This is a genomic window from Pseudochrobactrum sp. sp1633 (assembly GCF_030376605.1).
Taxonomy (GTDB): Bacteria; Pseudomonadota; Alphaproteobacteria; order Rhizobiales; family Rhizobiaceae; genus Pseudochrobactrum.
On the sequence record NZ_JARRAE010000001.1, the window covers coordinates 275974 to 289773 of the forward strand.

At 49.0% G+C, this 13800-nt stretch carries 16 protein-coding genes and 1 tRNA gene; 9 read left to right on the forward strand and 8 right to left on the reverse strand.

The window, feature by feature from the left end; all coding sequences use genetic code 11:
• Positions 1-5: 5 nt before the first annotated feature.
• The 3 genes from sufD to P8H26_RS01300 all read left to right on the forward strand — a co-directional run bounded on the left by sufD (position 6) and on the right by P8H26_RS01300 (position 3141).
• The gene (gene sufD, locus P8H26_RS01290; protein WP_289631034.1) at positions 6-1289 is read left to right on the forward strand and encodes a Fe-S cluster assembly protein SufD; all 1284 of its coding nucleotides are present in this window, start codon (positions 6-8) and stop codon (positions 1287-1289) included.
• Between the two features lie 194 nt (positions 1290-1483).
• Complete coding sequence (locus tag P8H26_RS01295) at positions 1484-2728, forward strand: cysteine desulfurase (RefSeq protein WP_289631035.1); 1245 nt, start codon at positions 1484-1486, stop codon at positions 2726-2728.
• 23 nt (positions 2729-2751) lie between these two features.
• Positions 2752-3141: an SUF system Fe-S cluster assembly protein gene (locus P8H26_RS01300; protein WP_289631227.1), complete on the forward strand. Its 390-nt coding sequence runs from the start codon at positions 2752-2754 to the stop codon at positions 3139-3141.
• Positions 3142-3278: 137 nt separating this feature from the next.
• Here P8H26_RS01300 and P8H26_RS01305 read toward each other — a convergent pair whose 3' ends face one another.
• A complete protein-coding gene (locus tag P8H26_RS01305; protein ID WP_289631036.1) occupies positions 3279-3773 on the reverse strand; it encodes an Rrf2 family transcriptional regulator in 495 nt (164 codons plus the stop codon).
• A gap of 99 nt (positions 3774-3872) precedes the next feature.
• Between P8H26_RS01305 and P8H26_RS01310 the strand changes: the two genes are divergently transcribed.
• Entirely contained in the window at positions 3873-4307 is a 435-nt protein-coding gene (locus P8H26_RS01310; protein WP_374708195.1) for a carboxymuconolactone decarboxylase family protein, read from the forward strand.
• Positions 4308-4359: 52 nt separating this feature from the next.
• On the opposite strand, the gene P8H26_RS01315 is transcribed toward P8H26_RS01310, so the two are convergent.
• The gene (locus P8H26_RS01315; RefSeq protein WP_289631038.1) at positions 4360-5154 is read right to left on the reverse strand and encodes a hypothetical protein; all 795 of its coding nucleotides are present in this window, start codon (positions 5152-5154) and stop codon (positions 4360-4362) included.
• A 283-nt stretch (positions 5155-5437) separates the two neighbouring features.
• Here P8H26_RS01315 and sufA point away from each other — a divergent pair, with 283 nt between their 5' ends.
• Positions 5438-5818 carry a Fe-S cluster assembly scaffold SufA gene (gene sufA, locus P8H26_RS01320; protein WP_289631039.1) on the forward strand — a complete coding sequence of 127 codons (381 nt, stop codon included), beginning with the start codon at positions 5438-5440 and terminating at the stop codon, positions 5816-5818.
• A gap of 201 nt (positions 5819-6019) precedes the next feature.
• On the opposite strand, the gene P8H26_RS01325 is transcribed toward sufA, so the two are convergent.
• Positions 6020-7573, reverse strand: a complete 1554-nt coding sequence (locus P8H26_RS01325) for a DEAD/DEAH box helicase (RefSeq protein ID WP_289631041.1) — start codon at positions 7571-7573, stop codon at positions 6020-6022.
• A gap of 57 nt (positions 7574-7630) precedes the next feature.
• On the opposite strand from P8H26_RS01325, the gene P8H26_RS01330 reads away from it, so the two are divergent.
• Positions 7631-7870 (forward strand): hypothetical protein, encoded by a 240-nt coding sequence (locus P8H26_RS01330; protein WP_289631042.1) that lies wholly within the window; start codon positions 7631-7633, stop codon positions 7868-7870.
• Between the two features lie 51 nt (positions 7871-7921).
• Here P8H26_RS01330 and P8H26_RS01335 read toward each other — a convergent pair whose 3' ends face one another.
• On the reverse strand, positions 7922-8695 hold the full coding sequence (locus P8H26_RS01335; protein ID WP_289631043.1) for an NAD kinase: 774 nt from the start codon (positions 8693-8695) through the stop codon (positions 7922-7924).
• Between the two features lie 141 nt (positions 8696-8836).
• Between P8H26_RS01335 and P8H26_RS01340 the strand changes: the two genes are divergently transcribed.
• Positions 8837-8912, forward strand: a tRNA-Thr gene (locus tag P8H26_RS01340).
• A gap of 755 nt (positions 8913-9667) precedes the next feature.
• Here P8H26_RS01340 and P8H26_RS01345 read toward each other — a convergent pair.
• Both P8H26_RS01345 and P8H26_RS01350 read right to left on the reverse strand, forming a co-directional pair.
• Complete coding sequence (locus P8H26_RS01345) at positions 9668-10114, reverse strand: c-type cytochrome (RefSeq protein WP_289631044.1); 447 nt, start codon at positions 10112-10114, stop codon at positions 9668-9670.
• A gap of 251 nt (positions 10115-10365) precedes the next feature.
• Positions 10366-10581, reverse strand: coding sequence for a DUF4287 domain-containing protein (locus tag P8H26_RS01350; protein ID WP_289631045.1), 216 nt, complete (start codon positions 10579-10581; stop codon positions 10366-10368).
• 153 nt (positions 10582-10734) lie between these two features.
• Between P8H26_RS01350 and P8H26_RS01355 the strand changes: the two genes are divergently transcribed.
• Entirely contained in the window at positions 10735-11316 is a 582-nt protein-coding gene (locus P8H26_RS01355) for a DUF1003 domain-containing protein (RefSeq protein ID WP_374708202.1), read from the forward strand.
• Positions 11317-12187: 871 nt separating this feature from the next.
• Complete coding sequence (locus P8H26_RS01360; RefSeq protein WP_289631048.1) at positions 12188-12565, forward strand: hypothetical protein; 378 nt, start codon at positions 12188-12190, stop codon at positions 12563-12565.
• A gap of 48 nt (positions 12566-12613) precedes the next feature.
• Here P8H26_RS01360 and P8H26_RS01365 read toward each other — a convergent pair whose 3' ends face one another.
• Together P8H26_RS01365 and P8H26_RS01370 are read right to left on the reverse strand one after the other, a co-directional pair.
• Positions 12614-13003, reverse strand: a complete 390-nt coding sequence (locus P8H26_RS01365) for a hypothetical protein (protein ID WP_289631049.1) — start codon at positions 13001-13003, stop codon at positions 12614-12616.
• Between the two features lie 105 nt (positions 13004-13108).
• Positions 13109-13582 (reverse strand): VOC family protein, encoded by a 474-nt coding sequence (locus P8H26_RS01370; RefSeq protein WP_289631050.1) that lies wholly within the window; start codon positions 13580-13582, stop codon positions 13109-13111.
• Positions 13583-13800 lie beyond the last annotated feature (218 nt).

Consider the following 13800-nt stretch of genomic DNA (forward strand, 5'->3'; position numbering starts at 1 on the left):
TGATTATGAACGTCATTTCCCCCAAACTGGCTACCAAAGTCAGGACACCGGCAGAAAGTGCATTGATTGATGCATTTGTAAGCCGTGTTGGTGATCTGCCGGGCGATGCGGAAGTTTTAAGCGCCCGTGACAATGCGCTGGAAGCTCTGAAGATCAACGGTCTGCCTGGCCGTCGTATTGAGAGCTGGCACTATACGGATATGCGCACGCTGCTGCGTTCTGTAGCGCCGTTTGATGCGAGTGTTGAGCATAAATCTGTTGCGCCTTTGCTTGACCAGTCTGCTGTGCTGAGCGTTGCCAATGGTGTTGCGCAGAAACCTGCAAAGATCGAAGGCGTACGCGTTGAAGCTATCCGCGAGATTCTGGGACAGGGCATTGCTGCTCATACTCTGCAAATCCGTGGTGACGATGACACAATCGGCCAGATCAATGCGGCCTATGCCAGCGATGGCTGGGGCGTCTCGATTGCTGACGGCACAGATCTGGAACAGGCCATCGAACTGCAGAATCTGCAGCCATCCGGTCAGTCTCATGTGCGTTTTCCGGTCAAGATCGGCTCGGATGTTAAAGCCACAATCATTGAGCGCCAGATCGGCGGCGAAGGCGAAACCTTTGCTACCAGCGTGAGCCATGTGTCCATTGCTGACAACTCAGAAATCGTTTGGGTTATCGTGCGTGAACATACGGATCTTTCCACCCAGCTGTCGCAGATCAATGTGACAATCGGTGAGAACTCCAAGCTGGTTCTGTTCGTGATGAATGCGGGCGGCAAGCTGGTGCGTCAGGAAGTGCATGTGGATGTTAAGGGCGAAGGCTCTGATTTCCAGCTGCGCGGTCTGAACCTGCTCGGCGGTGAAACTGTTACGGATGTTACCATGACAGTTGGGCATCTGGTGGAAAACACGACCTCAACGGAAGTGATCCGCAATGTGGTGACCGATAAGGCACGCGGTATTTTTCAGGGTATGATCCGCGTTGCGCAGATCGCTCAGAAAACTGATGCCAAAATGTCCTGCAACACTTTGCTGCTGTCGGATGATGCAGAGTTTTCAGCCAAACCTGAGCTGGAAATCTTCGCTGATGACGTGGCTTGCGGTCATGGTGCAACGGTGCGTGAGATCGAGAAGGATCACCTTTTCTATCTGATGGCACGCGGTGTGCCTGAAAACGCAGCACGAGGACTGCTGGTCAAAGCCTTTATCGCAGAAGTGATCGAAGAGCTGGAAAACGAGGTCCTCGTTGAAAAGCTGGAAGATATTTTGCAGAGCTGGCTCGAAAAGCACGCATAAGCATGTCTGATCCAAAAGGCGCTATGCCTGGCTGCAAATGGCAATTTCTGTGCTTCCGGTACTCACGTACTTAAATGTACGCGGCGCTCCGGTTCTCGAAATCACCATTTTCGCTACGGCCTACCGCTTTTTGATGCAGACACTAAAAGCGGGGTATTTGACCCCGCTTTTAAAGGCCGCTCAAGGATTTTGTTATGAATCAATTATCGTCTGTACTGCAAAATTATGATGTTGAAGCGATCCGTCGTGATTTCCCGATCCTGTCGCGTGAAGTCTACGGCAAGCCGCTGATTTATCTCGACAATGGCGCATCGGCACAGAAGCCGCAGGCGGTTATTGATACGATAACGCATGCCTATTCTAACGAATATGCCAATGTGCACCGCGGACTGCATTTCCTTTCCAATGCCGCGACGGATGCCTATGAGCGTTCGCGTGAAACAGTGCGCGGTTTTCTCAATGCCGGTTCGGTAGACGAGATTATCTTCACCAAATCGGCAACTGAGGCGATCAACACGGTTGCCTATGGCTATGGTATGCCGAAAATCGGTGAGGGCGATGAAATACTGCTCACCATTCTTGAGCATCATTCCAACATTGTGCCGTGGCATTTCATCCGCGAGCGTCAGGGTGCCAAGCTGGTATTTGCACCTGTAGATGATGAAGGTGTGTTTCATCTCGATGAATTTGAGAAATGCATCACGCCGAAAACCAAGCTGATTGCATTGACCCATATGTCCAATGTGACGGGTACGGTTCTGCCGATTAAAAAGATCGTGGAACTGGCGCATGCACGCGGCATTCCGGTGCTGGTGGATGGATCGCAGGCTGCCGTGCATATGCCGGTGGATGTGCGTGATCTGGGTTGCGACTGGTATATTATGACCGGCCACAAGCTTTACGGACCTTCCGGTATCGGTGTGCTTTACGGTCGTATGGACATGCTGGAGCAGATGCGTCCGTTTATGGGCGGTGGTGAAATGATTGAGGAGGTGACAGTTGATAATGTTACCTATAATCATCCGCCGCATCGTTTTGAGGCCGGAACGCCACCAATTGTGCAGGCTATTGGATTGGGCGCTGCTCTTAACTATATAAGCAGTGTTGGTCGTGAGAGAATTGCTGCCCATGAGGCTGATTTGCGTGCTTATGCTCATGAAGCTCTGGCTGGAATTAACTCACTGCGTATTGTCGGCAATGCACCGGATAAAGGGGCGATCATTGCGTTTGAGATGCAGGGTATTCATGCCCATGATGTTTCAACCCTGATTGACCGTGCCGGTATTGCAGTGCGGGCAGGAACGCATTGTGCTCAGCCCTTGCTGCAACGCTTTGGTGTGACATCGACCTGCCGTGCCTCTTTCGGTATGTATAATACCCGTGCCGAGGTGGATGCTCTGGTTGCAGCGCTTGAAAAAGCAAGACAGTTTTTTGGATAAATATTATGGATACCAAACCGCAAATGCATGCTGAAGATATAGCCGATACGAATGAAGAAACCGGCGTTTCAAAGGTGTTTTCTGCCTCTGCAATTCCGGAAGATGAGTTGCTGCGCCTGACTGATGATATTATCAGCGCGCTGAAGACCGTTTATGACCCTGAAATTCCGGCAGATATTTATGAACTCGGCCTGATCTACAAGGTTGATATTGAAGATGACCGCACGGTCAAAATCGATATGACATTGACGGCTCCGGGTTGCCCTGTAGCCGGTGAAATGCCGGGCTGGGTTGAGAATGCCGTTGGTGCGGTTGAAGGTGTTGCCCATGTGGAAGTGTCGATGACATTTGATCCGCCGTGGACACCGGATCGTATGTCTGAAGAAGCTCAGGTTGCTGTGGGCTGGTACTGATTTTCAGAGCATTTCCAGTTTGAATTGAAATGTTGGAAATGCTCTGTCTGTTGGTTGTACGCACATCTTACTCCGAAAACCGCTTCACACTTTTCGGGATGTGCTTGAAGACGCTGCGGAAACGCAGCGTTTTTTATTTAGCGGGCATGAAGAGCAAGATAATCGGATACGAGTAGTTTGCTGGAAGGGCTGATCTGTTGTTCGCCGTCTTGCATGAGATCGGCAACAGTCTGACTGCGCAAAGCATCGCGCCAGAGTTGCTCAGCGGCCAGCATGCGTGACTTAATAAAACAATCTCTTTTATAGTTGCAGGGATACTGCGATTTTCCCGGTGCGCGGCGTCGGATTTCCCGACAGATAAAAGCTGGTTCCTTGCCGTCAATCGCTTCGACAATATCCAGTAATGTAATCTGTTGCGGGGCATGCGCAAGCCTATAGCCACCGCGCGGGCCCGGTACCGCGATAATCACATTGGCAGCGGTGAGGGCACGCAGATGTTTGAGCAGATAGCTCTCGGACACACCGTGCAGTTCTGCCAGATGTTTTCCTGCAAGAACCTTATCCTGCGGGAGTCCTGACAGCACGAGCGCGCAATGCAATGCCGCCTCAACCCCGTCACTCATTCTGCGCATTTTAAAAACCCGTGATTTGTTATTTTCTAATCATCGATATATTATATCGATGATTCTAGAGCAAACTCTTATTTCTGGACAAAACCTATGCAGAACAGAATGAATATCGCGAAAATTACACCGGCACTCTATCAGTCGATTCAGGCGCTGGATGCAGCTGTCGATGCGGCGGGGCTGGATAAGCGCTTGTTACATCTGGTGAAAATTCGTGCTTCACAGATTAATGGCTGTTCCTATTGCACGGATATTCATATCCGTGATGCCCATAAAGACGGCATGGATATGCAGACATTGTATATGACGAGCGCATGGCGTGAATCGCCTTGTTTTGATGAACGTGATCGTGTTGTGCTGGAATGGACAGAACATCTGACACGGGTTGCAGAACTTGGCGTGCCGGATGATCTTTATGAAAGCGTGAAAGCACTGTTCTCCGAGGAAGAAATCGCCAAACTCATCGTGGCCATCGGCATGATTAATTTATGGAACCGGATCGGTGTCAGCACGCAGCTCATTCATCCGCGCAAGCCATAAAACAAAAAGCCTGTCATTGCTGACAGGCTTTTATAAACATTGAATACAGAGATTAAGGTGCGCCGCATTCTTCCGGTACACTTTTCTCAAGTGGCAGTGGCGATTTGGACAAGGTGCCGGTCATAATCGACATTGGTTTGAATGGCGGCACTTCCTGCATCGCGGGATTGCTCATGCTGATTGTGTAACAACCGGTATAAACCTGAGATTTGCCATCTGCGAGCTTGGACTCGATTGCAATCGGCACCGACCAATAGATCTGACCTGCACCCGGATCAGGCTCGCTGCTGCCGAGTTTGACGCTTACCGATTCCGTTCCTTCATAACCCTTGGCATATTTTTCGAAATCATCACCCTGCTGGCCTTCAGCATAATAGCTGTAAGCACGCGCATATTCCTTGCGGTTGATGGCATTGTAATAGGATTCCAGAAGCTGCTGCGGCGTACTGCGATTATCCAGATATTCCGGCTCAGCTAAATCATTTGCTGGTTGAGCCGCTGCCGCATCTGATTTTGGTGAGGGCTCGGATGTTTGAACTTCTTCTTTTTTATCCGGATCGGCTTTGGCTTTTTCAGCCTTCGCTTTTTCTTCTTCAGAATCTTTGGTAGCAGCTTCACCTGCTTTTTTCAGAGCATCCGGTTTGACTTTTTGTTGCGCTGTGGTGGTTTCAGCAGAACCTGCCGCCTTGGCATAAATAGCACTGCCGGTGAGCAGTGCGGCGCCAACAATTGTGGTGCCCAGCAGGCGCATCAAAGTTATGCGCTGGAGTTGTTTGCGGTTGAGAGCGATTGCATGCGCAACCGGCACATGAGGGGCGGGGTTATGACGGTGTTGCCGGGTACCCATTAATATCTCCGCTTTTTTTCAGAAAGATGCTCGTGCAGGGCTTCTGTTCGGTTCTGTTGCAAAAGACTGCAAACAGATCATGGCAATTTTAAGCGCTTGTTGCACGCTGTTTAAAATACCGTTGTAGCTGCGGCTTTACTTGCGAAAATGTCTGTGTGAGACTAGATAAGGCTTATAGGTTGAGCGGGTTATCCGCGTTTTGCTGAGAATCTTTTGGTTTGCAGCCTGCCGGTTGAAACTACATGGCCTTGAACCATGTAACAGATACAAGTGAGATAATTTAATGGGACTTTTTGCCATCATGACCCTGACTGACGCAGCCGCTGACCGCGTGCGCGAAATTCAGGCCTCAAATGAAGATGCGTTGGGCATCCGCGTGGGTGTTAAAAAAGGCGGCTGCGCAGGTATGGAATATACAATTGCGCTGGCTGCAGAGGCAAAAGCCGGTGATGATCTGATCGAGCGCGATGGTGCGCGGGTTTATGTGGCGCCGGAAGCTGCTTTGTTCCTGCTTGGCACACAAATGGATTTTGAAGTGACAACATTGCGGACAGGATTTGTGTTTAATAATCCTAATCAGACTTCTGCCTGCGGTTGCGGTGAATCTGTTGAGCTTGCGCCAGTTACACAAGAAGCACTGGATGCTGCCCATAGCGCAGCCTGATTTGTTCGCCGGAGTATGTTTCTCCAAGCAGGATAAATAGTCGGCAGGACGAATTCTAACCCTGCATTCATGAAACGATGATATTAAAAAACCCGCCAATCGGCGGGTTTTTTGTTTGAACATTTTCAGTTGAAAATGCCCTGATTATTTGTCTGACGCATTATCCTTATGCAAAAGCGCTACGCGCTTTTGCGGAAATGCTCAAATATTGATCGGTATCAGCATGAATGCCGGAATATCATCGCCGAAGCCCAGCGGTGACGGCTCATCATCGAAATCACGACGATGACGTTTGTTATGCTGCTGGCCGTTCTGTGTGTGGTTCTGACGGCGCTCGTCATTGCCGTTTTTATGCGGCGCAGGACGTACCGGCTCTGCAGTTACAGTCGTACCAATCGACACGTTGTCAGGTAAAACAGGCTGCGGGGCATTGAGCGCAGAGATATCAGCAACCTGACGCGGTGCATCGGAAGTTTTCTCTTCCGTGCTGCGTGGCTGTGCCTGCTTCTCTTTATGGTCTTTTTCACGATTGTCTTTATCGCGTGGCTTTTTGCCGTTTTTACCGCGGCTGTTGCGGCCGCGACGGCTGGTATCTTCAGTCTCTTCCTGTGCAGGCAGAGTGGACAGATCACCGTCCAGCCATTCAATCTTTTCACCGATCATTTTTTCGATGGCATCAAGATGCTTGGTGTCTGAAGGAGTAATAATCGTGAATGCCTTGCCTGAGCGACCGGCACGGCCGGTACGGCCGATGCGGTGAACATAGTCTTCCGCATGGATCGGCACATCAAAGTTGAAGACGTGGCTGACATCAGGAATATCAAGACCGCGTGCAGCAACATCGGATGCCACGAGAATCCGGAGATTGCCGTCTTTGAAATTGCTCAGCATGGTCATGCGTGCGCGCTGATCCATATCACCGTGCAAAGCGCCGGCATCAAAGCCATGCTTCACCAGTGAACGGAACAGCTCGGATACGTCCATTTTGCGGTTGCAGAATACGATCGCATTTTTCAGCTCATCGCCTTCGGCAGTGATAAGGTCACGCAGAACAGCGCGCTTGTCCCAAGGCTTTTTGGCGGATTTAACCAGACGCTGCGTCACTGTTTTAGCCGTTGTAGAGGCTTTAGCCACTTCAACGCGGGCTGGCGAATGCAGGAACTGCTCGGTCAGCTTGGTGATTTCTGCAGGCATGGTTGCCGAGAAGAACAGAGTCTGACGAGTGAAAGGGATCAGCTTACAGATACGTTCGATATCAGGAATGAAACCCATATCCAGCATACGGTCGGCTTCGTCGATCACCAGAATTTCCACACCGGTCAGCAGCAGTTTGCCGCGCTCGAAATGATCGAGCAGACGACCAGGTGTTGCGATCAGTACATCAGCGCCGCGCTCCAGCTTGCGCTCCTGCTCGTCGAAAGATACACCGCCGATCAGCAGGGCAACGTTGATGCGGTGATTAACACCGTATTTCACAAAGTTTTCTTCAACCTGCGCAGCAAGCTCACGCGTTGGCTCAAGAATAAGGGTCCGTGGCATACGTGCACGGGCACGACCCTTTTCCAGCAGGTGCAGCATTGGCAGCACGAAGGATGCTGTTTTGCCGGTACCTGTCTGCGCAATACCGAGAACGTCTTTACGTTCCAGTGCGTGAGGAATGGCGCCAGCCTGAATAGGGGTGGGAGTGGTGTAACCAGCGGCGTCTACTGCGGCCAGTATTTTCGGTGACAGACCGAGTTCTGCAAATGTCGTCAATGGAGGCGTAGCTCTCTTTTTGGAAGAAGCGCACTGGACCCGACCGGTAATGTCCGCATGACAACAGGACAGGAAAAGCGCTTATGTTTGCGCATTGCGTTAAAATTAATAATGCCGTTACGGGTAATAGCTCAAAAAGTCAACAAAAATGCCGTTTTTGCTTTGATTATGGTTGATTTAATTGGCCTTGCGGCAGATGACAACTGCCTGAAAAAGCAGATGAGCCACTGCATTGTTGATACATATGGGTGTTTATCTCGGTTTTACCAGTCAAATCAATTGTCTGCAGTGCAGTAAGTCCGCAGTTCTGATGCAGGTTATTTGCGATGTTAACTTGTTTGCGGGTTGTCAGTAACGAAATTGCTCGTTGAGAATACGCTCATCCCATGTGTGCTCTTCATCAAATAAGAGGGTGACGCTGTTTTGCGTATCTTCGCGCACGGTGACGGATGTCACGGATTTGACTTCTGTATGATCGGCAACGGCGTTGACCGGCCGTTTGTCTACTTCCAATATATCCATCCGCACAGTGACAGTTTTAGGCAGCAATGCGCCACGCCAGCGGCGAGGGCGAAACGGGCTGACCGGCGTTAATGCCAGCAGCGGAGAGTCGAGTGGCAGGATCGGCCCCTGAGCGGAAAGATTATAAGCGGTGGAACCGGCAGGTGTGGCAACCATCAGTCCGTCGCAAATCAATTCTTCCAGCCGTACCTTGTCATCAATACTGATACGTATTTTTGCCGCTTGATAAGATTGCCGCAAAACTGACACTTCATTGATCGCCAGAGCTTTGACTGTGCCGCTCTCACGGGATTCAGCGATCATTTCAAGCGGACGAATGGTTTCGGCATGGGCGGCAGCAACGCGCTTGGGTAAATCGTCCTCATGATACTCATTCATAAGGAAGCCGACTGAACCACGATTCATACCGTAAATCGGACGGCTGTGATTCATATGATCGTGTAAAGCCTGAAGCATAACGCCGTCGCCACCCAGCACGATCAGGGCATCTGCTTCGTTGGCAGGTGATTCACCATAGCGATTGCGTAGCGATTCTGCGGCAAATTCGGATTCTGAGGTGCCTGAAGTGATGTAACAGAAATTTTTATACGGGTATTTCATCAGTTTCCGCCGAAAAGCTGCATGATTGGATGAGGATTTGTAGCTCAAATGTGGATAAGAGGCAAAACATTGTTATTTTTTATGCGGGTATGCGATTTTCCGTTTTACAAACAAAAAGAATATGCTATCTAGCCGTCAGTTGCCCTTATAGCTCAGTTGGTAGAGCACCTGATTTGTAATCAGGGGGTCGGGAGTTCGAGTCTCTCTGGGGGCACCACTTACAATCTTCCCATTGTAATTGTTGTGCTTTTTACAACTAGTCCCACACTTCGGGATTGCATTCATGAGCGCATTTCATAATTTCCTCCCTTACGTAACTGATGATTTGACACCAAGGCACTCTAATTAGCCCTTTGGTGTTTGTACGACATTGCTCCATCCATATTGAGCAATGAGCGCGCGAACTGACGCTTTGCTTTTTGCCGGCAGCTTTCTGATTCCATGCGCATTTTATCAATGAGCGCCTCAGTGCATCTGAGTCGAAACCAGTTGCCAAAATTTTCTTGGAAAATTTGCGACCATTCTCGTCTGCAATGAAGGTTTCTACGCGGGTTGGGCAGGCGGCAAATAGAGCCATCAGACTTTCAGGGATCTTTACCGTTATGGTGACGCCTGTTTTTGCGTCTTCATTGAGAAGATGTGCCGTTCAAATGCTGCCAGTCGGCCAAAAGGATATCCGATTTTCTCAAGCCGGAGTGCAATAATGCTCAGTAGCCAGTTTTGGCTTGCAGCTTCACACGGCGTTCCATTGCGCTGCATGAAGGATTGGAAGAAGTGCTGGCTTGCAATGATCCTGACAAGATAGACTGGATGGACTGCTAACAGTCTTTTGATAGTGTCGAATCTGTACCGTGAAGGTTAATGACTGCTCTTGATGGTTGCATCGCAGCCAGTACGACTGAGTCTGAAAAAAAGCTGGGCGTGAAGGAAAAAACGAGCTGTGGGACTGGTCGTGATGCGGGAATTTATCGATTACTGGGCGGGCAGATTTGGTGGCGCGAAGACAATAAACGGTGTCTTCGGTGTCTGGTTTGGCTGCACATATTCTGGAGCAGGGCGCCCGATTTCGCCAAGTGATTTCACATATTGATACAATGCCCGCAACTCATGATTAGTCATGGCATTTACTCCGTACCAGGGCATAGGTGGGCGGGCTTTCATCTCATGCCCGTATTTCACAAACTCATCCTCGCTCATTTTGGAGAGGGTAATGCGCAAATTAGCTGGATAAGTCGTTCCCCACGGACCTTGAAACCCTACTTTATTTCCTAAAAGTGCTTTCTTGTTGTCGACCTTCCCGCCACTTTCAGCGAAGCCTTCTGTATGGCAGTCATGACAACCACCGACCACAGCGATGCGCGCGCCTTCCTCCACGCTCGCCTTGTCGGCCGCTATTGCTGCGGATGCGAAAACAATCATTCCTGCTGCTGTCACAAGCCTTAACATTTTTCTCTCCATCCTAACTTGAAACGCGTGACAGTAAACAAGGCAGCGCCGTTTTAAGAAAGCTAGCTAAACGGAGTACGTATTAACCTTTCGATGGAGAATGATGGGGTAAGTATTGGACTTTTGATATCGTGTGGGGCAGCAAGTCAGATTGCCGCCATGTATGGTCTGATACATAACCAAAAGAGGTGCGTAGTTTGGGCTCTGAGGGTTGTCTATGAAGGCTACTTCGCAGCCGATGCCATATGATGGGCGACTAAAGCATTTGCATGGCCATGACCTAGCCCATGTTCGGATTTGAGGATGGTAACCATCTCCATGTGCTTTTTGCCGTTCATCCCATTTAATATTTCCAACCAATGATTGATTGGTTTTCCGTATGTTTTCTCAATGGACGGAAAATAAGAAGCAGGGCCTTTTACGCTTTTATCTGTAGTCATGACGTTCCCCTGATATGAGCAAATATTATTATTGTGAGATTGCTTACTTACTTAACCTTTATGATTTCCATGATGGTGAAAATCAGTTGCTAAATCGTAATAGTACGAATGATATTTGTATATCGAAACATAGAGCCCAGAAGTTAAGTGGAGATCGATGTGCCTAAAAACTTAAAGTCAGAGGCAAGTAAAAAGTATCATTTTTCTGAACAGGCGATCCATTATCTCGGGAAACCGTTAGAATCCCTTACTGAGCGGGAAATGCGAATTTTTAAACGCCTAGTTGATCGTCAAACTATTGCGCGTAACGTGAATACCGCATTCGATGATAAATTAACGCTTGGGCAGCGGCTGGCCGATAAAGTTGCTAAGTTCGGTGGTTCGTGGACATTCATTCTTATCTTCGCTGTGTTGCTGGCCGCATGGGTGGGGTTTAATTCACTTGCTGCGAGCAAGGTATTTGATCCTTATCCGTATATATTTTTGAATCTCATATTATCTATGTTGGCCGCGGTGCAGGCACCTGTGATTATGATGAGTCAAAATAGGCAGGCTGCAAAGGATCGTATGGATGCAGGCCATGATTATGAGATCAATTTGAAAGCTGAAATCGAGATATTGGCTCTGCATGATAAACTGGACAAGGTGATCTCAGCGGAACTGAGTGCACTCATCGAAAAACAGCAGCAACAGATTGATCTACTATCAAAGCTGGTGTTGGCGCAAAGACCATAAAAAAACTAATCATCTCATATTGCTGGTGAAGCGGAATAAAAGTCAGTGTTTTTGTTTGCATCAACATAAATAAGGCGAAAAAATTGCCTTTTCTATTTCACATGTAGCCTCGCTTTTGCGAAGCTTTCTCGTTTGAAGAGGCCGCGCTTTCGGTTTCCGAAAGTATACGGCAGATGATACTACCCTGTGTGTTGAGCTTGCTGGCTGCGCATGATGTGCAAGCACTTGCGCGGGTGGCAACAGAGCAGCCTTAAGCCGGAAACGGCAGTGTGTCTGACTGATAATGGCCAGAGCGCAGGCAAGGGTGTTGCTAGCCATAATACATATGGCAGACCAGTGGGGCGCTGGTGATGGCAATAAATTTAACTGCAAATCCGGAACATCATTTCAATGAGCTGGTGTTCCGCATTTTTTCTGTGCGGCTGGATTCTGATCGCGATTGATGATTTCATCGGTCTGCAGGTGCATCATCATCTTCTCCGACAAGTGGGATATTCCGGCTGTAATAAACCGCTATCGCTCCGTTGATGGCGAGTATCACGATGATGCATATCCAGAACCCTGTCATCTCTGTCTCCTGTGAATGAAGAATGACAAGGCAGGGCAGGGATTGCCCAGCTATAATTTTCTGTTGTTTTGATAGGAATGGAAGTTTTGTTCTATGCGGGCTGAGTGCGAATGACTAAAGGCACCGCTTGGTATGAATAACCTCAATGCGATGCATTGTTCCGCGTGAGCTGCTAAGGATATCATGAAGCGAATTTTTGGAAGCACCATGATTGCCAGTCGAAACCTGACTAATAAACCAGTTTCTCTGCGTGTTTACCCCGTGCATGCGCCATTCAGACGGATTGCTTGTCTGTGTTGCAGTTTGGTTGCAATCAACACGGGCTATGCTAACGCACAGACTGTTCCCGAATGGGAGAATGTGGCGTCAGGTACCACGCAGGTCTCCAACATATCGTCTGTTCAATACACGGTTGGCTATAGCAGTATCGGCTATGATCATTTTCGCTCGGAGATTGTGGTGAGCTGGCATGACGGTGATGACAGAACACAAAACATCTATGATGGCATTTACGATAATCCACCGGCTAAGGTCTGGAATACGCGCGATAATCTATGTGTTTCGATGGAAACCTGTGCGCGCTACGAAGATAATTGCAAAACACACATCATAGCCTATCGCTATGATCGTGCTGAAAAGCTTTTCTCAGAGCTTAATGACGATGCGAAGATGTGCCGGTGATTGATATACCGGCGCACTGGTGCGGCGTGATAGGCGATTTTGCATAGTCTATGTGGATGGTGTCTCCAGACCATTGGGTAATGATATCCAAATAACGGTTTGGGCCTCAGGAGAGTGGCGCGACAAATGCCCTTTGCCATGTGTGTCTTCTACCAGCACAAAACTTCCTGCAGAAACGTACCGTATTTCACCATCGCTTGTTTCGTATTCAACAGAGCCATCAAGCCTGACCGTAAGCACCGGTTCAGGCACTCTGTGCCACGCAACCTCCCGCATTCCCGCCGGAATATGCGTGATACGTACCCGTGATGCCGGATAACTCGCTGTGACATCAAACGGTACAGCATCCGGATGCACCGACCTTTTGGTGGTTGGTAGCTCAACCTCATCAAAATGCGACTCGCCATCTGGTGTGGCGTAGATACGTAGACACCTCATGAAACTGCTCCATTTTGATTTGTCGTGTTGGGGCAGATGATGGATATCATAAGGTGTTACAAATTGATGCTCTCATCTTGCGAAGCATTGTTGCTGTGAAATGCTCTAGCCGCGCCGTGCAGCCTCAATTGTTGCTATATCAATTTTACTCATCGTCATCATGGCTTCAAAAGCGCGTTGTGCTTCGGCTCCGCCTATGGCCAGTGCATCAATCAATACGCGCGGAGTAATCTGCCAGGATACGCCCCATTTATCTTTGCACCAACCGCAAGCACTTTCTTTACCGTCATTGCCGACGATCGCATTCCAGTATCTGTCTGTTTCTTCCTGATTGTCGGTCGCAATCTGGTATGAAAAAGCTTCATCCTGCTGAAAGGTGGGGCCTCCGTTGAGCCCGAGGCACGGAATTCCCATCACTGTAAACTCAACTGTCAGCACATCCCCTTTTTTGCCGGAAGGATAATCGCCGGGGGCTAAGTGGACAGCGTGCACTTTGCTGTCGGGAAAAATTTCAGAATAGAAACGGGCGGCAGCCTCTGCATCTTTGTCGTACCAGAGGCAAATCGTATTCTTATTCATTGCATGTTCCTTTCAAACTGAGGGCTTCGTCAAAATCCGTATATTAGCAAAATAATCTCCTAAGTGCATTAGAGCGGTTTGCTCTCAAAAAGAGCCGTGAAGCAAAGTATCCGCACCGAAAACCTGACGGAAAATAAAAACAGCCATTGCTGATGCCTCAGCAATGGCTGTTCTGAAATGCTGTGAAACTGTCTGAGTGGTAACCTCAGACCTTCACT

Bases quoted from the DNA above. Each gene is read 5' to 3' on its own strand.
- P8H26_RS01310 (WP_374708195.1), top strand. From the start codon at position 3,873: ATGAATATCGCGAAAATTACACCGGCACTCTATCAGTCGATTCAGGCG.
- P8H26_RS01370 (WP_289631050.1), bottom strand. From the start codon at position 13,582: ATGAATAAGAATACGATTTGCCTCTGGTACGACAAAGATGCAGAGGCT.
- P8H26_RS01305 (WP_289631036.1), bottom strand. From the start codon at position 3,773: ATGCGCAGAATGAGTGACGGGGTTGAGGCGGCATTGCATTGCGCGCTC.
- sufD (WP_289631034.1), top strand. From the start codon at position 6: ATGAACGTCATTTCCCCCAAACTGGCTACCAAAGTCAGGACACCGGCA.
- P8H26_RS01300 (WP_289631227.1), top strand. From the start codon at position 2,752: ATGCATGCTGAAGATATAGCCGATACGAATGAAGAAACCGGCGTTTCA.
- P8H26_RS01345 (WP_289631044.1), bottom strand. From the start codon at position 10,114: ATGATTGTTTTCGCATCCGCAGCAATAGCGGCCGACAAGGCGAGCGTG.
- P8H26_RS01365 (WP_289631049.1), bottom strand. From the start codon at position 13,003: ATGAGGTGTCTACGTATCTACGCCACACCAGATGGCGAGTCGCATTTT.
- P8H26_RS01295 (WP_289631035.1), top strand. From the start codon at position 1,484: ATGAATCAATTATCGTCTGTACTGCAAAATTATGATGTTGAAGCGATC.
- sufA (WP_289631039.1), top strand. From the start codon at position 5,438: ATGGGACTTTTTGCCATCATGACCCTGACTGACGCAGCCGCTGACCGC.
- P8H26_RS01330 (WP_289631042.1), top strand. From the start codon at position 7,631: ATGACAACAGGACAGGAAAAGCGCTTATGTTTGCGCATTGCGTTAAAA.
- P8H26_RS01315 (WP_289631038.1), bottom strand. From the start codon at position 5,154: ATGGGTACCCGGCAACACCGTCATAACCCCGCCCCTCATGTGCCGGTT.
- P8H26_RS01350 (WP_289631045.1), bottom strand. From the start codon at position 10,581: ATGACTACAGATAAAAGCGTAAAAGGCCCTGCTTCTTATTTTCCGTCC.
- P8H26_RS01335 (WP_289631043.1), bottom strand. From the start codon at position 8,695: ATGAAATACCCGTATAAAAATTTCTGTTACATCACTTCAGGCACCTCA.